This window comes from Isoptericola hypogeus (assembly GCF_039531145.1).
Taxonomy (GTDB): Bacteria; Actinomycetota; Actinomycetes; order Actinomycetales; family Cellulomonadaceae; genus Isoptericola; species Isoptericola hypogeus.
Genome location: NZ_BAAAPM010000003.1, coordinates 345,612 through 369,820, shown reverse-complemented (window position 1 = coordinate 369,820; position 24,209 = coordinate 345,612). Strand labels below are relative to the sequence as shown.

Genomic DNA, 24,209 nt, shown 5'->3' with positions numbered 1-24,209 from the left:
CGAGCCCGCCGGGACCCGCCGCCGAGGTGCTGGTCTCGACGGGCTCGACCACCGTTGTCAGTCCAGGTGCGCGAGGCGGGGCCAGACGGCGTCCCAGCCGCCGACGGGGTCGCGGCAGATCATGACGGCGACGCCCTGCTCCTCGGTGTCGACGTCGACGCCGTTGTCGAGGCGGTCCGCGACCTCGCACGCCGCGAAGCTCCGCGACCACGCGGAGACGCCGTCCCCGACGACGACCGCGACCGTCGCGTCGTCGGGCGGCGGGCCGAGGGCGTGCAGGGCGTTGTGGCCGGAGTACACCGGCAGGTGGGCCGCGAACCGGTCCACGGCTCCCGCCTCGCCGTAGTTCTGGGTCACGACGACGGACCGCTCCCGGTCGGCGTCCGGCAGCGCGTCGTGGACCGCCTCGATCTGCCGCACGTAGTCCGGCCAGCCGACGGCGTCCCGCGCCGTCTGGTTGAGGTCGGGCACCGGCGTCTCGCCGAGCGTCGTCACGGGCACCAGCGGGAGGGCGATCAGCGCGCAGCCCACGGCGTTGAGCGTCACGAGCCCGACGACGGCGACCCGCCGCGCCGTCGTGCGGGCCCATTGCGCGACGACGACCGCCCCCGCGGCGAGGAACGCCGTGACCAGGCCGGACGCGTAGTAGACCTGCGCGCCCGCGGCGAAGGTGAACGCGAGGAGCACCGGGTAGGCGACCACGAGGCCGCGCAACGGGCGCCAGGCCGGCCGGCGCCAGAGCGCCACGAGGCCGACCACCCAGACCACCGCCAGCGGCGGTCCCAGGGTCAGCAGCTGGAAGAGCCACATGTCGACGCGGACGTCGGCGGCGTTCGCCGCGCGCAGGGCCTCGCCCATCGCCAGCTGCGGCCACCCGTGGCCCGCCTGGTAGAGCAGCTGTGGCAGGCCCACGACCTGCGCCGTCGCCGCGCCCGCCCAGGGCCAGGGCGTCGCCAGCGCGCGGCGCGGGCCGGCGACGAGGATCCCGACCGCGAGCGCGCCGAGCAGCGCGCCGACGAGCAGCTTGTTGTACATCCCGACGCCGGCCACCGCGCCCGCGACCACCCAGAACCGGTGGTCGGCCAGCAGCGCCCGTGCCACGCACCAGAGCACTCCGCCCCACACGACGAGGTCGAGGCTGGCCGTCAGGAACGTGTGGCCGAAGATCAGCGGCGTCGCGGCCGTGCCGAAGGCGCCCGCCGCGAGCACCTGCGCGCCTCCGCGCCCGCCCAGCTCCCGGGCCAGCAGTGCGGCCAGGAGCACGGCCCCGACGAGGCTGAGGGTCGCAGGTACCCGCATCGCCTCGACCGTGTCGCCGAGCATGCGGGTGAAGGCGCGGGCCAGCCCTGGTGTCAGCGGTGGCTGGTCGACGTACCCCCAGGCGGGGTCGAGCATGCGGAAGTAGAGCTCGTCCCGGTGGTACCCGTACCGGCCGCTCGTCGCGGTGAGGACGGCCGCGAGCGCCACGGCGACCGCACCGACGGGCAACCAGGCGACGGCGGGGAGCGTGCGCCCCGCCGTGGTCCGGCCTGCCGTCATGGTCACCGCGGCAGGCCGAGGGGATCGGCGTCGTGGTGCACGTGTCCACGGTGGCACACCGCGGTCGCGGCCCAGGCGACACGGCGACGTCGCTCCTGGCCGTTGTGTTCGGAGCCCGAACTAACGCGGGGTGCGGACAGGACCCTCGTCTCGGGCGGTGCGTTCGAGCAACGACGGGCGGTCCCGGCCGCCCGCTCCGGGGGCTCCGGCGCTGTGATCGGATCGTTATCGCCTTCACCCCCTCGGACCTTTGACTTCGGAAGTCGAAGACAGCAGGCTGTATTGCGGACCGGCTCGACCGGCCGGGTGCGCCCGGCCCGGAGGGCGCCGACGGCGATGGTCGCCGCCGGGGGACACTCGACGACGAGAAGGAGCGCGAGGATGCGACTCGCCAAGACCATGAGCGCGGTGGCCGCCGGTGCGGCACTGACGCTGGCGCTGACCGCCTGCGGCGGTGAGGGCGCCGGAAGCGGTGGAGAGAGCCCGGCCGCGGGGAACGGCGACGAGGAGATCAAGGTCGGCGTCGCGATGCCGACGGAGACCTCCGAGCGCTGGATCGCCGACGGCGACGCCGTGAAGTCGGGCCTCGAGGAGGCCGGTTACGAGGTCGACCTGCAGTTCGCGGGCGACGACATCCCGACCCAGACCCAGCAGATCGACCAGATGATCACCCAGGGCGCGGACCTGCTGATCATCGCGGCCATCGACGGCACGGCGCTGACCAGCCAGCTCGAGGCCGCCGCGGCCGAGAACATCCCGGTCATCTCCTACGACCGGCTCATCCGCGACAGCGAGAACGTCGACTTCTACGTGTCGTTCGACAACGAGAAGGTCGGCGTCGCGCAGGCCAACGCCCTGCTCTTCGGCCTGGGCCTCACCGACGAGGCCGGGGAGCCGACCGGCGAGAAGGGCCCGTTCAACATCGAGCTCTTCGCGGGCTCGCTGGACGACAACAACGCGCACTTCTTCTGGAGCGGTGCGATGAAGACGCTCCAGCCGTTCCTCGACGACGGCTCGCTCGTGGTCCCCTCGAACCAGACGGACATCGAGCAGGCCGCGACGCTGCGCTGGTCCCAGGAGGCCGCCCAGGCCCGCATGGAGAACCTGCTGACCTCCACGTACTCGGGTGACACCAAGCTCGACGGCGTGCTCTCGCCGTTCGACGGCATCTCCCGCGGCATCATCACCGCGCTCCAGGGCGAGGGAATGGGCCCGACCATGGAGGAGGGCCTGCCGGTCGTCACCGGGCAGGACGCCGAGATCGCGTCGGTCAAGCTCATCCAGGACGGCGTGCAGCAGTCCACCATCTTCAAGGACACGCGCCTGCTCGCCGACCAGGCCGTCGTCGCCGCGGAGGCGTTCCTCGCCGGCGAGGAGCCCGAGGCGAACGACACCGAGACGTACGACAACGGCGTGAAGGTCGTGCCGTCCTACCTGCTCGACGTCGTCACCGTCTACGCGGACAACATCCAGTCCGAGCTGGTCGACAGCGAGTACTGGACGCAGGACGAGATCGACGCCGGTCAGGCCTCCTGACCCGATCCACTCCCGCGGGTCCCGGCACGTCCACACGGGCGGGCCGGGGCCCGCTTCCCCGAAGGAGGGACGAGGGCGCATGAGCACGATCCTCGAGATGCGAGAGATCACCAAGGAGTTCCCCGGCGTCAAGGCGCTCGCCGGAGTGAGCCTGGACGTCACCGAGGGCGAGATCCACGCGATCTGCGGCGAGAACGGCGCGGGCAAGTCGACGCTGATGAAGGTGCTGTCGGGCGTGTACCCGCACGGCACCTACAGCGGCGACATCGTCCTCGACGGGAAGGCTGCGGAGTTCGGGTCGATCAACGACTCCGAGGCCGAAGGCATCGTCATCATCCACCAGGAGCTCGCCCTGGTGCCGTACCTGTCCGTGGCCGAGAACATCTTCCTCGGCAACGAGCGCCGCGGGCGCGGCGGGCTCATCGACTGGAACCAGGCCAACTCCGAGGCGCTGGCGCTGCTGCGGCGGGTCGGCCTCGACGAGAACCCCGTCACGCCCGTCAACCAGCTCGGCGTGGGCAAGCAGCAGCTCATCGAGATCGCCAAGGCGCTGTCGAAGAAGGTGCGCCTGCTGATCCTGGACGAGCCCACGGCCGCCCTGAACGACACCGACTCCGAGCACCTGCTGGGGCTCCTGCGCGGTCTCAAGGACCAGGGCATCACGTCGATCATCATCTCCCACAAGCTCAACGAGATCGCCGAGATCGCCGACCGCACCACGATCATCCGCGACGGGAAGACGATCGAGACGATCGACATGTCCGACCCGTCCTCCACCCAGGAGCGGATCATCCGCGGCATGGTCGGCCGCGACCTCGAGCACCGGTTCCCGGAGCGCTCGAGCGTGGTGGGCGACGAGGTGCTGCGCGTCGAGGACTGGACGGTCTTCCACCCGACGCAGGTCGGCCGCAAGGTCATCGACAACGCGTCGTTCACCGTGCGCGCCGGCGAGGTCGTCGGCATCGCCGGGCTCATGGGCGCGGGCCGCACCGAGCTCGCGATGAGCGTGTTCGGGCGTTCGTACGGCCGCAACATCTCCGGCCGCCTGTACAAGGACGGCAAGCAGATCCAGGCGCGCTCGGTCGCCGAGGCGATCGACCACCACATCGCGTACGCCACCGAGGACCGCAAGGTCTACGGCCTCAACCTCATCGAGGACATCCGGCGCAACATCTCCTCGGCAGGCCTGGGCAAGCTCGCCCCCCGCGGCTGGGTCAACGGCAACGAGGAGCTGCGGGTCGCCGAGGAGTACCGGCGGAGCCTCAACATCAAGGCGCCGAACGTCACCTCGGTGGTCGGCCAGCTCTCGGGCGGCAACCAGCAGAAGGTCGTGCTGTCCAAGTGGCTGTACACCGAGCCGGACGTCCTCATCCTCGACGAGCCCACGCGCGGCATCGACGTCGGGGCCAAGTTCGAGATCTACACGATCATCAACAAGATGGTCGCCGCGGGGAAGGCGGTCGTCGTCATCTCCTCCGAGCTGCCCGAGCTGCTCGGCACCTGCGACCGGATCTACACGCTCGCCTTCGGTCGCATCACCGGTGAGGTGCCCGTCGCGGACGCGACGCAGGAGCGCCTCATGGAGCTCATGACGATCGAGCGCGACCAGCCCATGCCCACGAAGGAAGACGCCTCATGAACGCCATCGCCGGGGTCCGGGACCTGCTGACCCGGAACATGCGCCAGAGCGGGATCTTCATCGCGCTCGTCGCGATCGTCGCCCTGTTCGCCATCCTCGACCCGATGTTCCTCTCGTCGCGGAACCTGACGAGCATCGTCCTGCAGTACACGTACATCCTCATCCTCGCGATCGGGATGGTGATGGTCATCATCGCCGGCCAGATCGACCTGTCCGTGGGGTCGGTGGTCGCGCTGACGGGCGCCGTGTCGGCGGTCGTCGTGATCCAGGGCGGCGCGCCCTGGTGGGCCGGTGTGCTCGCCGCGCTCGTCGTCGGCCTCCTCGTGGGGGCCTGGCAGGGGTTCTGGGTCGCCTACGTGGGCATCCCGGGCTTCATCGTGACGCTCGCCGGCATGCTCCTGTTCCGCGGCCTGACCTACGTCGTGCTGGACAACGTGTCCCTCTCGCCGTTCGGCGGCACGTACTACGAGATCGCCAACGGGTTCCTCAACGGCCTGTTCGGCGGTCAGGGCTACGACGTCTTCACGCTGGTGATCTTCGGCCTCGGCGTGGCCGGCTACGCCGTCTCCCAGTGGCGCACCCGCCGCGGCAAGATCGCCTACCAGCAGACGGTCGAGTCCATGCCGCTGTTCGTGGCGAAGATCGTCGTCGTCGCGGTCGTCGTCATGTGGTTCGGCTACCAGCTCGCCACCTACCGCGGCCTGCCGGTCGTGCTGATCCTGCTCGCGGTGCTGGTCATCATCTACTCGCTGGTCACGCAGCGGTCGGTGTTCGGCCGCCACGTGTACGCCGTCGGCGGCAACCTGCACGCGGCCCAGCTGTCGGGCGTGAAGGTCAAGCGGGTGAACTTCTGGATCTTCGTCAACATGGGCTTCCTCGCCTCCATCGCGGGCGTCGTGTACTCGTCGCGCGTCAACGGCGCGCAGCCCGGGGCGGGCAACATGTTCGAGCTCGACGCGATCGCGGCCTGCTTCATCGGCGGCGCGTCCACGTCCGGCGGCGTCGGCCGCGTGGGCGGCGCGATCATCGGTGGCCTGATCATGGCCGTCATGTCGAACGGCATGCAGCTCATGGGCGTGTCGCAGGCGGTCCAGCCGATCGTCAAGGGCCTGGTCCTGCTGCTGGCCGTCGCCTTCGACATCTTCAACCGGCGCCGCGCGGCCGCGCTGCGCTGACCGTGACGGTCCGGCAGCGCCGGGCCACGTCCCCGCGGCGCGCGGGGCGGCGGACGACCGCCGTCCCGCGCGCCGTCGCACCCTAGACTTCCCGGCGTGAGAGGACGGCTGCCGATGGTGGGGTCGCAGTCCTCGTTGCGCGAGGCCAACCGCGCCCGCGTGGTCGACGCCGTGAAGCGGCACGGCGGGCTCACCCAGGTCGAGCTGACGGGGGCCACCGGCCTGTCTCCGGCGACGGTCTCGACGATCGTCAAGGAGCTCGTCGGCGCGGAGCTGGTCGAGGTCCGAGGCACGATCCGTTCCGGGCGGCGGGCCCAGCTCGTGACGCTCGCACACCGCGTCGGCCTGGTGGCCGGCGTCCTCGTGGGCACGCGCCACCTGACGGTCGCGATCGCCGACGTCTCGCACGAGGTGCTGGCGGAGCAGGTGCTGCCGCTGCCGGACGAGCACCGCGCCGACACGAGCCTCGACCGGGCGGCGCTCCTCGTCGTCGACCTGCTGGACCGCGTCGGGGCCGGCCTGGACGAGGTGCTCGGCATCGGGATCGGGCTGCCCGCCCCGGTGGACGCGTCCTCGGGCCAGGTCACCGTGCGCGGCATCCTCCGGGGCTGGGACGGCGTGCCGGTCGCGCAGGTGCTGGAGAAACGGCTCGCGCGCCCGGTCTACGTCGACAACGACGCGAACCTCGGGGCGCTCGCCGAGAGCACCGTCGGGGCCGCCCGCGACGTGCACGACGCGCTCTACGTCCGCGCGGGGCACGGCGTGGGGGCGGGCATCGTCCTCGGCGGCCGCGTGCACCGCGGGGTCGCCGGGACCGCGGGCGAGATCGGGCACGTCCAGGTCGACCCGGGGGGCAACATCTGCCCGTGCGGGAGCCGGGGCTGCCTCGACACGGTGGTGGGCGACCGGGCGCTCCTCGAGCCGCTGCGCGCGAGCCACGGCCGCCTGACGCTGCGTGACGTCGTCCGGCTCGCGAACGACGACGACCCCGGATGCCGTGAGATCGTGGCCGACGCCGGCACGGTGATCGGAGGCGTCGTCGCGGGCCTGGCGACGTCGCTCAACCCCGAGCTCGTCGTCGTGGGCGGGGCGCTCGCCGAGACGGGCGAGGTGCTCCTCGGCCCGCTGCGGGACGCGCTGCGCCGGCGCACGCTGCTGCAGCAGGTCTCCCCGCTCGACGTCGTGCCGGCGCAGCTCGGCACGCGCGCCGAGCTGGAGGGGGCCCTGGCGCTCGCGCTGGCGCACACGGACGTCTTCGAGCGTCCCGACGAGACGACGCAGAGAGGAACCCCGTGAAGGCACGCACGCCGCTGCTCTCGCTGCGCGAGGTCAGCAAGTACTTCGGGGCCGTGGAGGCGCTCGTCGAGGTCGACCTCGACGTGCATGCCCACGAGGTCGTGGCGCTCGTCGGCGACAACGGCGCCGGGAAGTCGACACTGGCCAAGATCGTGTCCGGGGTGCTCACCCCGTCCTCGGGCATGGTGGAGATCGCGGGGGAGCAGGTGACGCTCGGCTCGCCGTCGGCGGCGAACCAGCTCGGGGTCGCGAGCGTGTTCCAGGACCTCGCCGTGTGCGAGAACCTCGACGTCACCGCGAACGTCTTCCTCGGCCAGGAGCTGCGCTCGCGCGTCGGGCTCCTGCACGACGGTGAGATGGAGACCGAGACGCGGCGGCTGCTGGACCATCTGACCGTGCGGATCCCGTCCGTGCGCACGCCGCTGCGCCACCTGTCGGCCGGGCAGCGCCAGGCCGTGGCGATCGCGCGCACGCTCATCGGCTCCCCGCGGATCGTCGTGCTGGACGAGCCGACGGCCGCGCTCTCGGTGGCGCAGACCGCCGAGGTCCTCACGCACATCGAGCGCCTGCGGGACCTAGGATTGGGCGTCATCCTCATCAGCCACAACCTCAACGACGTGCGGGCTGTGTCCGACCGCATCGAGGTCCTGCGGCACGGCCGCAACAACGGGTCGTTCCCCGCGACCGCCACGCACGAGGACATCCTGGCCGCCATCACCGGCGCGGCCTGACGCGGCCGTTCCGGTCAAACCGGACTCCACGCCTTCGTCAGGTCACCATCGGGACACGGCTTGTGTTCAGAAGTTGACGACAAGAAATCGTCCGGTCTAGCGTCGCCGGTGCCCGACTTACCGGACAGTCAGTGATTGCCTGTCCGTCGCTCGAAGGAGATGCGATGCCCGATCGCCACGCCGTGCTCGAGATGCGGTCGATCACCAAGGAGTTCCCCGGGGTCCGCGCCCTGGACGACGTGTCGCTCGAGGTCCGGGCCGGCGAGATCCACGCCATCTGCGGCGAGAACGGCGCGGGCAAGTCCACGCTGATGAAGGTCCTGTCGGGCGTCTACCCGCACGGCACCTACTCGGGCGAGATCGTCTACCAGGGCGAGGTCGTCGAGTTCAAGGACATCCGGTCCAGCGAGCACGCGGGGATCGTGATCATCCACCAGGAGCTCGCGCTGATCCCCGAGCTGTCGATCACGGAGAACATCTTCCTCGGCAACGAGGTCCGCGGGCGGATCGGCATCGACTGGGACGACGCCCGCCGGCGCGCGACCGAGCTTCTCGCCCGGGTCGGGCTGCGGGCGTCGCCGGACTCGCTGGTCAAGAACATCGGCGTCGGTCAGCAGCAGCTCGTGGAGATCGCGCGGGCGCTCGCGAAGGACGTCAAGCTCCTCATCCTGGACGAGCCCACCGCGGCCCTCAACGAGGACGACTCCGAGCACCTGCTCGACCTGCTGCGGGGCCTGCGCTCCAAGGGCCTGACGAGCATCATGATCTCCCACAAGCTCAACGAGATCGAGGAGGTCGCCGACTCGATCACGATCATCCGCGACGGCAAGGCGGTCGAGACGCTCGACATCGCCGCCGGCGAGATCAACGAGGACCGCATCATCCGCGGGATGGTGGGCCGGTCGCTCGAGTCCCGGTTCCCCGACCACACCCCCACGATCGGCGAGACCTTCTTCGAGGTCGACGGCTGGACGGTCGAGCACCCGGAGGTGCCCGGCCGCCTGGTGTGCAAGCAGTCGACGTTCTCCGTCCGGCGCGGCGAGATCGTCGGCTTCGCCGGCATCATGGGCGCCGGCCGCACCGAGCTGGCGCGCTCGATCTTCGGGCGCAGCTACGGCCGCTACCTGTCGGGCACGATCCGCATGGACGGCAAGCAGATCTCGGTGCCCGACGTCCTGTCGGCCATCCGGCACCGCATCGCCTACGTCTCCGAGGACCGCAAGGCGCTCGGCCTCAACCTGCTCGACACCATCAAGGAGACGGTCGTCGCGGCGAACCTGCGCCGGGTGTCGACCGGGCCGGTGATCGACGACGACAAGGCGTTCCTGTCCGCCGAGGAGTACCGCAAGTCCCTCGGGGTCAAGGCGCCCAGCGTCCGCGACGGCGTCTCCACCCTCTCGGGCGGCAACCAGCAGAAGGTGCTGCTCGCCAAGTGGATGTTCACCGAGCCGGAGCTCCTCATCCTCGACGAGCCGACGCGCGGCATCGACGTCGGGGCCAAGTACGAGATCTACGGCCTCGTGCAGCGCCTCGCGGACGAGGGCAAGGGCGTCGTCGTCATCTCCTCCGAACTCCCTGAGCTCCTCGGCCTCTGCGACCGGATCTACACCGTCTTCGAGGGGCGCGTGACCGGTGAGCTGTCGCGCGAGGACGCCACCCAGGAGGAGCTCATGCGCCTCATGACCGGCGCCCCGACGGCCGCCGCGCGCTGACCAGACCCACCCACGAGCACGAGAAGGAACTCACGACGATGTCGTCACTCAAGCAGCTGTTCGGCGGCGGGATCCGCCAGTACGGCATGGTGGTCGCGCTGCTCGCGCTCATCGCCTTCTTCCAGTGGAGGACCGGCGGCCTCGTGCTCACGCCCTCCAACGCGCAGAACATCATCATCGGGAACTCCTACATCCTCATCCTCGCGATCGGGATGGTCCTGGTCATCATCGCGGGGCACATCGACCTGTCCGTCGGCTCGGTGGCCGCGGTGACCGGCATCATCGTGGCCATCGCGCTGCGCGACTGGGGGATCCCCTGGTGGGTCGGCATCCTGCTCGGCCTCGCGGTCGGGGCGGTGATCGGCGCCTGGCAAGGGTTCTGGGTGGCCTACGTCGGCATCCCGGGCTTCATCACCACGCTCGCGGGCATGATGTTGTTCCGCGGCCTCAACCAGCGCATCGGCCACTCGTCGACCGTGCCGGTGCCGGAGCAGCTGCAGCAGCTGGGCGCGGGCTACCTGCCCGAGTGGGGACCGAACACGGGGCTCAACAACTCCACGCTGCTGCTGGGCGTCCTCGCGATCGCCGCCGTGGTCTGGTCGGAGCTCCGCCGCCGGGCCCGCGCCACGCGCCTCGGCCTCGAGCTGCCGCCGGTCTGGGTGGCGATCGTGCGGGTCGTCGTCGTCGCCGCGGTGATCGGGTACGTCACGTACCTGTTCGGCAGCGGCCGGTACGGCACCTCGTTCCCGATCCCGGGCGTCGTGCTCGCCGTGCTCGTCATCTTCTACAACTTCATCGCGTCGCGGACCATCGGCGGCCGTCACGTCTACGCCGTCGGCGGCAACCGCGCCGCCGCCGCGCTCTCGGGCGTGAACATCCGCCACGTGAACTTCTTCGTCATGATGAACATGTCGATCCTCGCCGCAGTGGCCGGCATGGTGTTCGTGGGCCGGGCCACGGCGTCCGGACCGTCCGACGGCAACATGTGGGAGCTCGACGCCATCGCGGCCGTGTTCATCGGCGGCGCCGCGGTCTCCGGCGGCGTCGGCACCGTCGTCGGGTCGGTCATCGGCGGCCTCGTGATGGCGGTGCTCAACAACGGTCTGCAGCTCATGGGCGTCGGCTCCGACACCACGCAGATCATCAAGGGCCTCGTGCTCCTGGTCGCCGTCGCCTTCGACGTGCACAGCAAGGTGACCGGCCGCCCGTCGATCATCGGGCTGGTCTTCCCGTGGCTCGGCAAGAAGGGCGCGACGCCCGGCACGGAGGAGCCGCAGGCCGAGCTGCCCGTCGCCGACGGGGCGAGCTCGCGCAACTGACCACCCTTCCCTGAAGCCTCTCTCCCTCCCCCAGGCATCCGACGACGGGTGCCTCGTAGAAGAAAGTTGGACCCCATGAAGACGAAGTTCGCAACGGGCCTCGTGGCCTTCGCGGCGGTGAGCGCCCTGGCGCTGTCCGGCTGCTCCGGTTCCGACCGCGGCGGTGAGACGCCGGACGAGGGCGGCGAGTCCGCGGCGGCCGGCTTCGAGGACGGCGCCAAGATCGGCGTCGCGCTGCCGCAGAAGACGTCGGAGAACTGGGTCCTCGCCGAGAACCTGTTCAACGACGGCCTCACCGAGGCGGGGTACGACCCGATCGTGCAGTTCGCCAACGGCGGCGTCTCGGAGCAGCAGAACCAGATCCAGGCCATGATCGAGCAGGGCGTCAAGGTGCTCGTCGTCGGTGCGATCGACGGCTCGCAGCTCGGCTCGCAGCTCGAGGCCGCCGAGAGCGCCGGCATCCCCGTCATCGCCTACGACCGCCTCCTGCAGAACACCGACGCGGTCGACGTCTACGAGGCGTTCGACAACTTCCACGTCGGCGAGCTCCAGGGCCAGGCCCTGCTCGAGGGCCTCGCGGAGCGCAAGGGTGAGGGCCCGTACAACATCGAGCTCATCGCCGGCTCGCCCGACGACGCGAACTCGAAGCCGTTCTTCGACGGCGCGATCAGCATCCTGCAGCCGAAGATCGACGACGGCACCCTGGTCGTGAAGTCGGGCCAGGTCACCCAGCAGCAGGCCGCCACGCAGGGCTGGGAGGCGGAGAACGCCCAGAACCGCATGGACACCATCCTGTCGGGCAGCTACAAGGACGACGACCTGCACGGCGTCCTGTCCCCGAACGACACCCTGGCGCGCGCCGCGCTGACGTCGGCCAAGCAGGCCGGCAAGGACGTCCCGGTCATCACCGGCCAGGACTCCGAGGTCGAGTCCGTGAAGTCGATCATGGCCGGCGTGCAGTACTCGACGATCTACAAGGACACGCGCCAGCTCGTCCAGGCGACGATCGACGCCGTCGACGCGTACAAGGCCGGCGAGGAGCCCACGGTCACCGACACCGAGACGTACGACAACGGCGTCAAGGTGGTCCCGGCCAACCTGCTCGAGCCGGTCATCGTGACCGAGGAGAACGCGGCGGACGTCTACGCGGGCGACCCGACGCTCGAGGACCTCACGATGTGATGCGGTATCCGGCGGCCTGAGCCGCCGGCGTTCGACGACGGGCCACGATCCTGCGGGATCGTGGCCCGTCGCCGTGTCGGCGCCGCCCGCGGCCCCTACCGGTCGTGCTCGCGCCCGAGGCCGAACCTGTCGTGCGGGTCGATGTGGGCCAGGACCTTGCCGAGCGCGCCGGAGAGCGCGGCGACCTCGTGGGCGTCGAGGTCGTCGTAGACGCTCTCCAGCACCGTGCGGGCGTGCCCGGGGGCGCTCGCGACGACCTTCTGCCAGCCGTCCTCGGTGAGCCGGGCGACCGTCGCCCGCTTGTCGTCGGGCGCGGCGGTGCGCACGAGGTACCCCCGGGCCTCCAGACGCCGGGCCACGTGCGACAGCCGGGGGAGCGTGGCGCTGGTGAGCCGCGCCAGCTCGCTCATGCGCAGCTCGCGGGACCGGGCCTCGGAGAGCATCGCGAGCACCACGTACTCGTAGTGGGTCAGTCCGGCGTCCCGGCGCAGCTGCTGGTCGAGGGCCGCGGGCAGCAGCTCGATCACCGCCTGCAGCCGGAGCCAGCTGCGCATCTGCTCCGCGTCGAGCCAGCGCGGCGCGTCGGACGGTCCGGTCGTCGCGCCTGCTGTCGCATCGGTCGTCACGGTGACTCCTCTTCGTCTCTCCGGTTCAGAAGGTTGACGCTACAACTATAGCGGCGTACGTTGGTTGTCACGTCAACCAAACCGGCTGGCGCGGAACCGAGGAGGACACCATGGCCACCATCAGCATCATCGGCAGCGGGAACATGGGCGCCGCGATCGCAGGGCTCGCGCTCGCGGGCGGCAACGACGTCCAGGTCGTCGCCCGCGACCGGGCCAAGGCGGCGGCCACCGGCGCCGACGTCACAGCGACCGGCTTCGGCGAGCCGCTGGTGGGCGACGTCGTCGTCCTCGCGCTCCCGTACCCGGCACTCGACGACGTCGTCGCGACCTACGGCGACCAGCTCGCCGGTCGCACCGTCGTCGACATCACCAACCCGCTGGACTTCTCGACGTTCGACTCGCTCGTCGTGCCGGCCGACTCGTCGGCCGCCGCGGAGCTCGCCGCGAAGGTCCCGGGCGCGACCGTGCTCAAGGCGTTCAACACCAACTTTGCCGCGACGCTCGCGAGCGGCACCGTCGACGACGTGCCGACGACCGTCCTCGTCGCGGGCGACGACGCCGACGCCAAGGCGGGCTTCGCCGCGGCGTTCGACGGGTCCGGGGTCCGGGTCGTCGACGCCGGCTCGCTGGCGCGCGCCCGCGAGCTCGAGGCCCTGGGCTTCCTGCAGCTCACCCTCGCCGCCGGCGAGAGGACGCAGTGGACCACCGGGTTCGCGCTGCTCTGAGCCGTCCGCGTCACCCTCCGCGTCACCCTCCGCGTCCCACCCCCAGGAGCCGATCATGACCCGCACCGCAGACCTCCTCGCGGCCGAGACCGCGATGGGCGCCGTCACCCTGCACGTCGGGGACCTCTCAGCGATGAGCGCCTACTACCGCGAGGCGCTCGCGCTCGAGGAGATCCCGGCGTCCGGAGCACGTGAGTCCGTGGCCCCCGGCCGGGTGGTGCTCGGCCGCGGTGGCGTGGCCGTCGTCGTGCTGCAGCACACGCCGGGCCTGCCGGCGGCGTCCCGCGGGCAGGCGGGCCTGTTCCACACGGCGATCCTCTTCGACACGGAGGAGGCGCTCGCCTCCGCCGTCGCGCACGCCGCGCAGCACCCGCTCTCGCGGTTCGCCGGCAACGCGGACCACTGGGTCTCGCGGGCGTTCTACTTCACCGACCCCGAGGACAACGGCGTCGAGCTGTACTGGGACCGGCCGCGGGACACCTGGCAGCGCGACGGCGACCGCGTGGCGATGGGCTCCGACTGGTTCGACCCGCAGCAGTTCCTCCGGCGCCACCTCACCGAGGAGGCGCTGGCCGGCACGGCCGGGCAGGCCGCGCAGGTGGGCCACGTCCACCTCCAGGTGGGCGACGTCCCGACGGCGCAGAGGTTCTACGTGGACACCCTCGGCTTCGAGATCATGGCCACGTTCCACGGCGCCCTGTTCGTGGCCGCCGGCGGCTACCACCACCACATGGCGATGAACACCTGGAACAGCGCCGGGGCCGGGCCCCGCGCCGCCACGCTGGGGCTGGGTCAGGTCGCGCTCACGGTGCCCACGCGCGACGAGGTCGGCGCCCTCGCCGACCGGCTGCGGCACGCGGGCGTCGCCACGCGCGACGACGGGCGGACCCTGAGGTTCGACGACCCGTGGAACACCCTCGTCGAGGTCTCCGTCGCCTGACGCGCCCAAACCCGGAACGCCGAACAGGCGGTTGACTCCGCTTTGGCCGCATCGCGGCCCGCATCACGGTGTCAACCGCCTGTTCGGCAACAGGGGGTGCCGGGGTGAGTCCTCAGCGGAAGACGACGGTGCGGTGGCCGTCGAGCAGCACGCGGTGCTCGGCGTGCCACCGCACGGCGCGCGCAAGGGTGCGCCGCTCGACGTCCTCCCCGAGGGCCACGAGGTCGGCGACGGCGCGTGAGTGGTCGACGCGCTCGACGTCCTGCTCGATGATCGGCCCCTCGTCGAGGTCGCCGGTGACGTAGTGCGACGTGGCGCCGATGAGCTTGACGCCGCGGTCGTGCGCCTGGGCGTACGGGCGGGCGCCCTTGAAGCTGGGCAGGAACGAGTGGTGGATGTTGATGACCCGGCCCTGCAGGTCGCGGCACAGCCCGTCCGACAGGATCTGCATGTACCGGGCGAGCACGACCAGCTCGACATCGAGCTCGGCGACCAGGTCCCGCAGGCGGTCCTCCGCCGCGGCCTTGGTGGCGGCGGTGACCGGCACGTGGTGGAACGGCTTGCCGTAGAACGCTGCCATGTCGGCCAGGTCGGCGTGGTTGCCGACGACGCCGACGACGTCGACCGGCATGTCCTGGTAGCGCTCGCGGTACAGGAGGTCGACCAAGCAGTGCGGGGCCTTGCTGACCAGGACGAGCGTCCGCAGGCGCCGGCCGACGACGTCGAGCTCCCAGGTCATCCCGAACTGCTCGGTCACGGGTGAGAGCGCGGCCTCGAGCTCGGCGCGCCCCGCTCGAGCCTCGACCTGCACCCGCATGAAGAACAGCCCCGACGCCGGGTCGCCGAACTGCTGCGACTCCGTGATGTTGCCGTCGTGGTCGGCGAGCACCCCGGCGACCGCGTGCACGATCCCGGGCCGGTCGGGGCACGACAGCGTGAGCACCCACTCGGTGGTGGCGTCGCGGTCCCCGAGGCTCGTCGTCACCCGGCCATTGTGCCGGACCGTCCCGCCCGACCGACGACACGTCCGTCGTCGTCTGCGACGATGAACCCATGAACGACCCTTCCGGCACCGACGCCAAGGACACGACGGCCACGGACATGCGGATCGCGCTGGTCGACGACGCGCACGCGGGCGAGCTGCTCACCCTCCGGCGGGCGGCGTTCGTCAGCGAGGCGCAGCTCTACGACGACCCGCACATCCCGCCCCTGACGCAGACCCTGCACGAGCTGCGCGACGACATGGCGCGCGACGACGTCGTGACGGTGGGCGCGTGGGAGGGGCACCGGCTCGTCGGGTCGCTGCGGCTCGAGATCGAGGGGTCGAAGGCGACGCTCGGCCGGCTCGCGGTGGCCCCGGACCAGCAGGCCCGCGGCATCGGCACGTCGCTGATGTTCGCCATCCTGCAGTTCCTGCCCGAGCAGGTCACGGAGATCTGGGCGTTCACCGGCAAGGACTCGAAGAACAACCTCGCCATGTACACCAAGCACGGGTACACCGAGCAGTACGACCGTGCCGCGGGCAAGCTCACGCTCACCTACCTGCGCCGCGTGCTCGGCGAGGTCGACGCGCGCAACGAGGCGTCGGGGGCCGACGGTGCCCGCGCGGACGACGCCCGTTGAGGTGAGCGACGTCGTGACCGGGCCGCGCCCGCGCCCCGGGCGGCGGCCGTCGATGGCGGACGTCGCGGCCGTCGCGGGGGTGTCGCACCAGACGGTCTCCCGGGTGCTCAACGACCACCCGAGCGTGCGCGGCGAGACGCGCGAACGGGTGCTCGCCGCGATCGCGACCCTCGGCTACCGCCGCAACAGCGCCGCCCGCGCGCTCGCGACGGCCCGGTCCACCACCCTGGGCGTCGTGACCACGGGCTCGGCGCTGTTCGGCCCCACCAGCACGCTCATCGCGATCGAGGGCGCGGCCCGCGACCACGGCTACTACGTCTCGGTCGCCACGCTGCGCCGGTACGACGCCGTGGCGATGCACGAGGCGCTCGAGCACTTCATGGACCAGGGCGTGGAGGCGATCGTCGTCATCGCGCCGCAGGACGACGTCGCGGCGGCCGTGGAGTCGTTCCGCGCGCCGGTCCCGGTGCTGGTGGTGGCCGCGCTCGAGCACCTGCCCGCCGACACGGGCACCACCCCGGCGGGGCCGACGACGCTGTCCCTCGCGGTCGACCAGCGGGCGGGCGCGCGCGCGGCGACCGACCACCTGCTCGACCTCGGGCACCGCGACGTGCTGCACGTCGCCGGGCCGCAGGACTGGTTCGACGCGCGCGAGCGCGCCGCGGGCTGGCGCGAGGCGCTGGAGGCGCGCGGCGTCGTCCCGACCCGCCCCCGGCAGTGCACCTGGTCGGCCGAGGACGGGTACGCCACGGGCCGGGACCTCGCCGAGGCGATCGCCGCGGGGGAGGGGCCGACGGCGGTGCTCGCCGGCAACGACCAGCTCGCGCTCGGCATGCTGCGCGCGTTCTGGGAGCGCGGTCTCAAGGTGCCGGAGGACGTGTCGGTCGTGGGCTTCGACGACGTCGCGGGCGCGGCCTACTTCGTGCCGCCGCTGACCACGGTGCGCCAGCCCTTCGACGTCCTCGGCGAGCGCAGCGTCGCGCTGGTCGTCGGCGCGCTCGACGGCCGGCGCGTGGCGACCGAGCGCATCGCCCCTCGGCTCGTCGTGCGGTCCAGCACGGGCGCGCCCGGGCGGGTCTGAGCCCGAGTCCGGCAACCTTCCGGCACGTTGACCTGCGCCCTCGGGTGTCGGTAGGTTCTCCGCGTCTGAAGTTCTACATCGTTGTAGAGGAGTGGGGATGCACAGTTCGACGACGAGGCGCGCCGCCGCGGTGGTGGCCGGCGCGCTGGCCCTGGCCCTGGCCGTGCCGACGGCGGCAGCGGTCGCGGGGACGACGGCGACGACCGGCGCGACGTCCGGCACGATCGACAGAGCGGCCGCGGCGCTCGCCGGCGGGGGAGTGAGCACGCTCGCGGACCTGCGCCGGCCCGACGTCCGCCCGGACGCGCTGCCGACAGGCGGCCTGTCGGTGACCGGTGAGACGGCGCCCATCCATGACCCGGCTCTGATCATCGACGACGACGGCACGTGGCGCGTGTACTCGACGGGCCTGGTGAACCGCGAGAACGGCGGCACGATCCAGATGTGGTCGAGCCACGACGAGGGCGTCACCTGGGCCAATGACGGCACGGTCTGGGACGAGATCCCGGCGTGGATCGATGAGCGGTTCGCCGGGCCGGACGGGCAGGGCACGCTGCCGGACAACCTGTGGGCGCCGGAGGTCTACGAGCACGACGGGACGTACTACCTGTACTACTCGGCGTCACGCTTCGGGACGAACACGTCCGTGACGGCGCTCGCCACCAACACGACCCTCGACCCGGAGGACCCGGACTTCGAGTGGGTCGACCAGGGGCCGGTCATCAGCTCCCCGAATGAGATCGCGGGCGGCAAGACGTTCAACGCCATCGACGCGGGCATCGTGGAGGGCGAAGACGGCACGCCGTACATGGCGATCGGCTCGTACTGGTACGGCATCTTCCTGGTCGAGCTCGAGTGGCCCAGCGGCACGCTCGCCGACGGCGCGCTGCAGAACGCCACGCACCTCGTCGACCGGATGATGGCGGGGAATCCCGTCGAGGCGCCGTACATCGCGGAGCACGACGGCTGGTACTACATGTACGTCTCGTTCGACGCCTGCTGCCAGGGCCTCGACAGCACGTACAAGGTGGCGGTCGGCCGCTCGCGCGACGTCACCGGCCCGTACCTCGACGCCGACGGTCGGGACATGGTCGACGGCGGCGGCACGATCATCCTCCAGTCGCACGGCTCGGTCGTGGGCCCGGGCGGGCAGTCGGTGTCGGACGGCGTCGTCGCCTTCCACTACTACGACGCCTCCAACGCGGCGGCCCCGGGCTTCCCGACCCTCGGCCTGCAGCGCCTGGCGTGGGAGGACGGCTGGCCGGTCGTCGACCAGACCGCCGCGGCACCGACCGTGACGGCAGCGCCCGATGACCTCACGGTGCGGGCCAACCGGCGCGCGAGCTTCGAGGTCGAGGTGTCGGGCACGCCCGTGCCCGTCGTCACCTGGGAGGTGTCGGCCGACGGCGGCACGACCTGGACAACCGCGTCCGCCCGCGCGACGCGCGCCGCGGACGGCACGGCGACCTGGACGATCAAGCACGCACGCCGCGACCAGGACGGCCTGCAGGTGCGCGCCGTCGTCGCCAACGCCCACGGCACCGTGCGCACCGACGCCGCGACGCTCGACGTGACCAGGCCGGACCACGGCCACGCGAGATAGTCGTCGCGGCACGCAGGCAGCCATCGGTCGAGCCCGCCTTGCCATGTGCGATGGCGAGGTGGTGCACCCAGAGAGGGCCTGCTCTCCTCGTCCCCGCGCAACGGTGAGGTGGGGTGCGAGAGGGTGGTGGCCATCGCCTCGCCACGTGCGACGGTGAGGTGATGCACGAGAGTTGGGTGGTGCTCGCCGCGCCACGTGCGACGGTGAGCTGATGCACGAGAGTTGGGTGGTGCTCGCCGCGCCACGTGCGACGGTGAGCTGATGCACGAGAGTTGGGTGGTGCTCGCCTCGCCACGTGCGACGGCGAGGTGATGCACGAGAGTTGGGTGGTGCTCGCCTCGCCACGTGCGACGGCGAGGTGATGCACGAGAGGGGTGGTCGGGTTCCTCCGCGCGGTCGTATCTTTCCCGAAGTGGAGCGCCCCCTGGGGCGCGTGAACGCGACCGCGCGGAGGAACCCGACCACCCCTCGGGCGCAACCGTGGTCTCGACAAGCTCGACCGACGGCGTCTCGACAAGCTCGACCGACGGCGTCTCGACAAGCTCGACCGACGGCGTCTCGACAAGCTCGACCGACGGCGTCTCGACAAGCTCGACCGACGGCGTCTCGACAAGGTCGACGGACGGGCTACGTTGCGAGGGGGTGTTGCCGCGGGGTCGCGTGACCTCGGAGGTTGGTGCCGCTGCATGTGAGCGCTAACATCATGCAGGCACTGACAGCACGCAGGGACGGACGACCGCGGCACGCGGCGGACGAGGACGGAGCAGCGATGGCGCAGCAGGGCGAGCCCCGAGGAGACGCCGCCGACGTGGCAGGTGTCCAAGCCGCGATCAGCGCGGGCCGCACGACGCTCGGCATCGAGCTCGGCTCCACGAACATCAAGGCGTGCCTCGTCGGACCGGACCACACGGTCCTGGCGAGCGGCGCGCACGCGTGGGAGAACGAGCTCGCGGACGGGGTGTGGACCTACTCGCTCGACGCCGTGCACACCGGGCTGCAGGGCGCCTACGCGGCGCTCGTGGGCGACGTCGAGCGGCGCTACGGCGTGCGACCCACGACGTTCGGCGCGCTCGGCGTGTCGGCCATGATGCACGGCTACCTCGCGTTCGACGCGGCCGGCGAGCTGCTCGTGCCGTTCCGGACCTGGCGCAACACGAGCACGGGCCGGGCCGCCGCCGAGCTGTCCGAACTGTTCGGGTACAACATCCCGTTGCGCTGGTCGATCGCGCACCTGTACCAGGCGATCCTCGACGACGAGCCGCACGTGCCCCGGGTCGCGTCGTTCACCACGCTCGCCGGCTACGTGCACCGCGCGCTGACGGGCCGGCACGTGCTCGGCGTCGGCGACGCCTCCGGCATGTTCCCGGTCGACCCGGCCACGCGGGACTACGACCAGCGCATGCTGGAGCAGTTCCGCCATCTGGCCGCCGCGAAGCGACCGGGCCTGCACGTCGAGGGCCTCCTGCCCGAGGTGCTCCCCGCGGGCGCCGACGCGGGCCGGCTCACGGCCGAGGGCGCCGCGCTCCTCGACCCGGCCGGCGGCCTGCGCCCCGGCGTCCTGCTGTGCCCGCCCGAGGGCGACGCCGGCACGGGGATGGTGGCCACGAACTCCGTCGCACCCCGCACGGGCAACATCAGCGCGGGCACGTCGATCTTCGCGATGGTGGTGCTGGAGAAGCCGCTGTCGAGCGTGCACCACGAGCTCGACCTGGTGACCACGCCGGCGGGCGACCTCGTGGCGATGGTGCACTGCAACAACGGCGCGAGCGAGCTCGACGCCTGGGCCGGGCTCTTCGGCGAGTTCGCCGCGGCGCTCGGGCACCCGAGCACGGCAGACGCCGTCTTCGGCGCGCTCTTCACCGCGGCGCTCGACGGCGCCCCGGACGGAGGTGGTCTGCTGGCCTACAACTACCTCGCCGGCGAGCCGATCACCGGCCTCGACGAGGGGCGGCCGCTGATCGTGCGCACGCCGGGCAGCCGCCTGACGCTCGCCGACTTCATGCGCACGCAGATCTACGGCGCGTTCGGCACCCTCGCGCTCGGCATGCGCGTCCTGGCCGGCGAGGGCGTCGGCATCGACGCGATGTTCGCGCACGGCGGCGTGTTCCGCACCGCCGGGGTGGCGCAGCGCCTGCTGGCCGGCGCCGTCGACGCGCCCGTGGCCGTCGGCACGACGGCGTCCGAGGGCGGCGCGTGGGGCATCGCCGTGCTGGCCGCCTTCGCCCGGGCCACCGCCGACGCCGGCGAGGGTGACGCGCCGACCCTGGACCGATACCTGACCGAGCGCGTGTTCGCCGGCGTCGACCTCGACGTCGCCGAGCCCGACGCCGACGACGTGGCGGGCTTCGCCGCCTACCTCGAGCGGTACACCGCCGGCCTCGCGATCGAGCGCGCCGCCGTCGAAGCCCTCTGAGCCGAGCACTGGAGCAAGCATCATGAGCACCCTCACCGAGGTCCCCGCCGCGCTGCGCGCGGCCGTCGACGCCGCCAAGGAGCGCGTCGCCGCCCTGCACGCCGAGCTGCCGCGCTGGGAGCTCGTCGTCTGGACGGCGGGCAACGTCTCCGAGCGCGTGGTCAACCCGGACGGGGAGGACCTGCTGGTCATCAAGCCGTCCGGCGTCTCCTACGACGACATCACCCCGGACGCGATGGTCGTGTGCCACCTGGACGGCACCCTCGTGGAGGGCGACCGGTCGCCCTCGTCCGACACGGCCGCGCACGCCTACGTGTACCGGCACATGCCCGAGGTGGGCGGCGTCGTGCACACGCACTCCACCTACGCGACGGCGTGGGCCGCGCGGGGCGAGGAGATCCCCTGCGTGCTGACGATGATGGCCGACGAGTTCGGCGGCCCGGTCCCCGTGGGGCCGTTCGCGATCATCGGCGACGACTCGATCGGCCGCGGCATCGTCGAGACGCTGCGCGGGTCGCGGTCCAAGGCCGTGCTCATGCGCAACCACGGGCCGTTCACCATCGGCACGGACGCGAGGTCCGCCGTGAAGGCCGCGGTGCTGTGCGAGGAGGTCGCGCGCGCGGTGCACGTCTCTCGCCAGCTCGGCGAGCCGCTGCCCATCGCCCAGGAGCACGTCGACGCGCTCTACGAGCGCTACCAGAACGTCTACGGGCAGCGCTGACGCGCCGGCCTCGTCGGTCGAGCCTGTCGAGACCACGAAGGCTCAACCACCGGACCGGGTTTCGACAGACTCAACCACCGAAGGAGACACCCCCATGTCCAAGCCGTACGCCGACCGCGAGGTCTGGTTCTTCACCGGTAGCCAGGACCTGTACGGCGAGGAGACCCTGCGCCAGGTCGCCGAGCAGTCCCGCGAGGTCGCCCGCGCGCTCGACGCGTCGTCCGACGTGCCGGCGAACGTCGTCTGGAAGCCCGTCCTCAAGGACGCGGACTCGATCCGCCGCGCCATGCTCGACGCCAACGCGGACGACAACGTGCTCGGCGTCATCACCTGGATGCACACCTTCAGCCCGGCCAAGATGTGGATCGGCGGCCTGGACGCGCTGCGCAAGCCGCTGCTGCACCTGCACACGCAGGCGAACGTCGAGCTGCCCTGGGCGGACATCGACTTCGACTTCATGAACCTCAACCAGGCCGCGCACGGCGACCGCGAGTACGCCTACCTGGCCACGCGCCTGGGCGTCGCGCGGACCACCGTCGTCGGGCACGCGTCGAACCCCGCCGTGACCCGCCGCGTGGGCACCTGGGTGCGCGGCGCCGCCGGCTGGGCCGCCACGCACGAGCTGAAGCTCGTCCGCTTCGGCGACAACATGCGCAACGTCGCCGTCACCGAGGGCGACAAGACCGAGGCCGAGCTGCGCTTCGGCGTCTCCGTCAACACGTGGGGCGTGAACGACCTGGTCGCGGCCGTCGACGCGGTGGACGACCCGGCCGTGGACGCGCTCGTCGCGGAGTACGAGGAGCTCTACGACGTCGTCGCCGAGCTCCGCCGGGGCGGCGAGCGCCACGAGTCGCTGCGCTATGCGGCGCGCCAGGAGATCGCCATGGAGGCGTTCCTGGTCGAGCGCGGCGCCAAGGCCTTCACGACCAACTTCGAGGACCTGGGCGCCCTGCGCCAGCTCCCCGGCATCGCCGTGCAGCGCCTCATGGGCAAGGGCTACGGCTTCGGCGCCGAGGGCGACTGGAAGACGGCCGTGCTGGTGCGCGCCGCGAAGGTCATGGGCGAGGGGCTGCCCGGCGGCGCGTCCCTCATGGAGGACTACACCTACGACCTCACGCCGGGCTCCGAGCTCATCCTCGGCGCGCACATGCTCGAGGTCTGCCCGTCCCTGACGACGTCGAAGCCGCGCGTGGAGATCCACCCGCTCGGCATCGGCGGCAAGGAGGACCCGGTCCGCATGGTGTTCGACGCGGACACGACCGAGGGCGCCGTCGTGGTGTCGCTGGCCGACATGCGCGACCGGTTCCGCCTCACGGCGAACGTGGTCGACGTCGTCCCGCCGACCCAGGACCTGCCGAACCTGCCGGTGGCCCGCGCGGTGTGGAAGCCCCGCCCGGACTTCACCACGTCGGCCGAGGCTTGGCTGACCGCCGGCGGCGCGCACCACACGGTGATGTCGACGGCGGCCGGCGTCGAGGCGTTCGAGGTGTTCGCCGACATCGCGCGCACCGAGCTGCTCGTCATCGACGAGTCGACCACGCGCCGCGGCTTCGCCGACCAGGTGCGCTGGAACCAGGTGTACTACCGCCTCGCGCAGGGGCTCTGACCCCAGACCGCTGGACGCGAGATCGACCTTCCCGTCGCGAGGTCGACCCACTGAGGGTCGACCTCACGACGGGAGGGTCGATCTCGTCGTGAGCCCGGCGACGAGCAGGTCGACGACGTCGGCCAGGGCGGCCTCGTCGGGTTCCTCGCCGATCACGAAGACGCTGAAGAACAGCGCGCCGCCGAGGACCCGGTGCACCGTCGCGACGTCGGGCCGCGTCGGCAGCTCGCCGCGGCCGGTGGCGCGGTCGAGGACGGCGTCCACCTCCGCGCGCTCGCCGGAGACGAACACGTCGCGCAGCCGGCGGGCGGCCTCGGGGGACCGGGCGACCTCCGCGACGACCTGCGGCGCGACCTCCCGAGCCGCGGGCGTGGTCATGTCGGAGAGCACGCGACGGGCGAGGGCCGCAAGGTCGCCGGCCAGGGACCCGGTGTCCGCCGTCGGCGCCGGGGCGGGGGAGTGCACGGCCGCCGCGAAGAGGAGCTCCGCCTTGGAGCGGTACCGGCGGTAGATCGCCGCCTTCGACGTGCCGGCGCGGGCCGCGGCGGCGTCCATGGTGACGGCGGCGTAGCCGACCTCGGCGAGCAGCTCCCGCGCCGCGCCGAGGACCGCCTCGTCGATCTCGGAGTCCCGCGGCCGCCCCGGCCCTTGACCTGTCCGCACCATGGTGGCAGCATACGATACGCCAGTATCGAAACTCGGGTAGCGAAATATCCCCGCGACGCGGGACGGGTCGCGGGTC

The 24,209-nt window shown here is 71.8% G+C and carries 20 protein-coding genes; 16 read left to right on the top strand and 4 right to left on the bottom strand.

What is annotated here, in order from left to right:
* Nucleotides 1-57: 57 nt before the first annotated feature.
* Nucleotides 58-1,539 (bottom strand): glycosyltransferase family 39 protein, encoded by a 1,482-nt coding sequence (locus ABD254_RS03980; RefSeq protein ID WP_344248487.1) that lies wholly within the window; start codon nt 1,537-1,539, stop codon nt 58-60.
* A gap of 381 nt (nt 1,540-1,920) precedes the next feature.
* Here ABD254_RS03980 and chvE point away from each other — a divergent pair, with 381 nt between their 5' ends.
* The 8 genes from chvE (at nt 1,921) to ABD254_RS03940 (ending at nt 12,129) form a co-directional block, all read left to right on the top strand.
* The gene (gene chvE / locus ABD254_RS03975) at nt 1,921-3,075 is read left to right on the top strand and encodes a multiple monosaccharide ABC transporter substrate-binding protein (RefSeq protein WP_344245877.1); all 1,155 of its coding nucleotides are present in this window, start codon (nt 1,921-1,923) and stop codon (nt 3,073-3,075) included.
* A gap of 79 nt (nt 3,076-3,154) precedes the next feature.
* Nucleotides 3,155-4,714 (top strand): multiple monosaccharide ABC transporter ATP-binding protein, encoded by a 1,560-nt coding sequence (gene mmsA, locus ABD254_RS03970; RefSeq protein ID WP_344245875.1) that lies wholly within the window; start codon nt 3,155-3,157, stop codon nt 4,712-4,714.
* On the top strand, nt 4,711-5,889 hold the full coding sequence (gene mmsB / locus ABD254_RS03965; RefSeq protein WP_344245873.1) for a multiple monosaccharide ABC transporter permease: 1,179 nt from the start codon (nt 4,711-4,713) through the stop codon (nt 5,887-5,889). The genes mmsA (ABD254_RS03970) and mmsB (ABD254_RS03965) overlap by 4 nt, the downstream gene beginning before the upstream one ends.
* Before the next feature lie 114 nt (nt 5,890-6,003).
* Nucleotides 6,004-7,185 (top strand): ROK family transcriptional regulator, encoded by a 1,182-nt coding sequence (locus ABD254_RS03960; RefSeq protein WP_344248486.1) that lies wholly within the window; start codon nt 6,004-6,006, stop codon nt 7,183-7,185.
* Nucleotides 7,182-7,916, top strand: a complete 735-nt coding sequence (locus tag ABD254_RS03955) for an ATP-binding cassette domain-containing protein (protein WP_344245871.1) — start codon at nt 7,182-7,184, stop codon at nt 7,914-7,916. Before ABD254_RS03960 ends, ABD254_RS03955 begins: the two co-directional genes overlap by 4 nt.
* A gap of 164 nt (nt 7,917-8,080) precedes the next feature.
* Nucleotides 8,081-9,628 (top strand): multiple monosaccharide ABC transporter ATP-binding protein, encoded by a 1,548-nt coding sequence (gene mmsA, locus ABD254_RS03950; RefSeq protein WP_344245869.1) that lies wholly within the window; start codon nt 8,081-8,083, stop codon nt 9,626-9,628.
* A gap of 38 nt (nt 9,629-9,666) precedes the next feature.
* Nucleotides 9,667-10,947, top strand: coding sequence for a multiple monosaccharide ABC transporter permease (mmsB, locus tag ABD254_RS03945; protein ID WP_344245867.1), 1,281 nt, complete (start codon nt 9,667-9,669; stop codon nt 10,945-10,947).
* Between the two features lie 75 nt (nt 10,948-11,022).
* Nucleotides 11,023-12,129 (top strand): substrate-binding domain-containing protein, encoded by a 1,107-nt coding sequence (locus tag ABD254_RS03940; RefSeq protein ID WP_344245865.1) that lies wholly within the window; start codon nt 11,023-11,025, stop codon nt 12,127-12,129.
* A gap of 95 nt (nt 12,130-12,224) precedes the next feature.
* Here the strand turns inward: ABD254_RS03940 and ABD254_RS03935 are convergent, their stop codons facing one another.
* Nucleotides 12,225-12,755 (bottom strand): MarR family winged helix-turn-helix transcriptional regulator, encoded by a 531-nt coding sequence (locus tag ABD254_RS03935; RefSeq protein WP_344245863.1) that lies wholly within the window; start codon nt 12,753-12,755, stop codon nt 12,225-12,227.
* Between the two features lie 110 nt (nt 12,756-12,865).
* Here ABD254_RS03935 and ABD254_RS03930 point away from each other — a divergent pair, with 110 nt between their 5' ends.
* Together ABD254_RS03930 and ABD254_RS03925 are read left to right on the top strand one after the other, a co-directional pair.
* Nucleotides 12,866-13,480: an NADPH-dependent F420 reductase gene (locus ABD254_RS03930; RefSeq protein ID WP_344245861.1), complete on the top strand. Its 615-nt coding sequence runs from the start codon at nt 12,866-12,868 to the stop codon at nt 13,478-13,480.
* A gap of 55 nt (nt 13,481-13,535) precedes the next feature.
* A complete protein-coding gene (locus ABD254_RS03925) occupies nt 13,536-14,420 on the top strand; it encodes a VOC family protein (RefSeq protein WP_344245859.1) in 885 nt (294 codons plus the stop codon).
* Between the two features lie 112 nt (nt 14,421-14,532).
* Here ABD254_RS03925 and purU read toward each other — a convergent pair whose 3' ends face one another.
* Complete coding sequence (gene purU / locus ABD254_RS03920) at nt 14,533-15,405, bottom strand: formyltetrahydrofolate deformylase (protein WP_344245857.1); 873 nt, start codon at nt 15,403-15,405, stop codon at nt 14,533-14,535.
* A gap of 68 nt (nt 15,406-15,473) precedes the next feature.
* Between purU and ABD254_RS03915 the strand changes: the two genes are divergently transcribed.
* From ABD254_RS03915 to araA, 6 genes are all read left to right on the top strand, one after another.
* Entirely contained in the window at nt 15,474-16,043 is a 570-nt protein-coding gene (locus ABD254_RS03915; RefSeq protein ID WP_344245855.1) for a GNAT family N-acetyltransferase, read from the top strand.
* 1 nt (nt 16,044) lies between these two features.
* The gene (locus ABD254_RS03910) at nt 16,045-17,124 is read left to right on the top strand and encodes a LacI family DNA-binding transcriptional regulator (RefSeq protein WP_425553635.1); all 1,080 of its coding nucleotides are present in this window, start codon (nt 16,045-16,047) and stop codon (nt 17,122-17,124) included.
* A 97-nt stretch (nt 17,125-17,221) separates the two neighbouring features.
* On the top strand, nt 17,222-18,727 hold the full coding sequence (locus ABD254_RS03905) for a glycoside hydrolase family 43 protein (protein ID WP_344245853.1): 1,506 nt from the start codon (nt 17,222-17,224) through the stop codon (nt 18,725-18,727).
* Nucleotides 18,728-19,496: 769 nt separating this feature from the next.
* A complete protein-coding gene (locus tag ABD254_RS03900) occupies nt 19,497-21,140 on the top strand; it encodes a xylulokinase (protein ID WP_344245851.1) in 1,644 nt (547 codons plus the stop codon).
* A gap of 22 nt (nt 21,141-21,162) precedes the next feature.
* The gene (locus tag ABD254_RS03895; RefSeq protein WP_344245849.1) at nt 21,163-21,861 is read left to right on the top strand and encodes an L-ribulose-5-phosphate 4-epimerase; all 699 of its coding nucleotides are present in this window, start codon (nt 21,163-21,165) and stop codon (nt 21,859-21,861) included.
* A gap of 94 nt (nt 21,862-21,955) precedes the next feature.
* Nucleotides 21,956-23,467, top strand: a complete 1,512-nt coding sequence (gene araA / locus ABD254_RS03890; protein WP_344245847.1) for an L-arabinose isomerase — start codon at nt 21,956-21,958, stop codon at nt 23,465-23,467.
* Between the two features lie 63 nt (nt 23,468-23,530).
* Here araA and ABD254_RS03885 read toward each other — a convergent pair whose 3' ends face one another.
* Entirely contained in the window at nt 23,531-24,133 is a 603-nt protein-coding gene (locus ABD254_RS03885; protein WP_344245845.1) for a TetR/AcrR family transcriptional regulator, read from the bottom strand.
* Nucleotides 24,134-24,209: the final 76 nt, after the last annotated feature.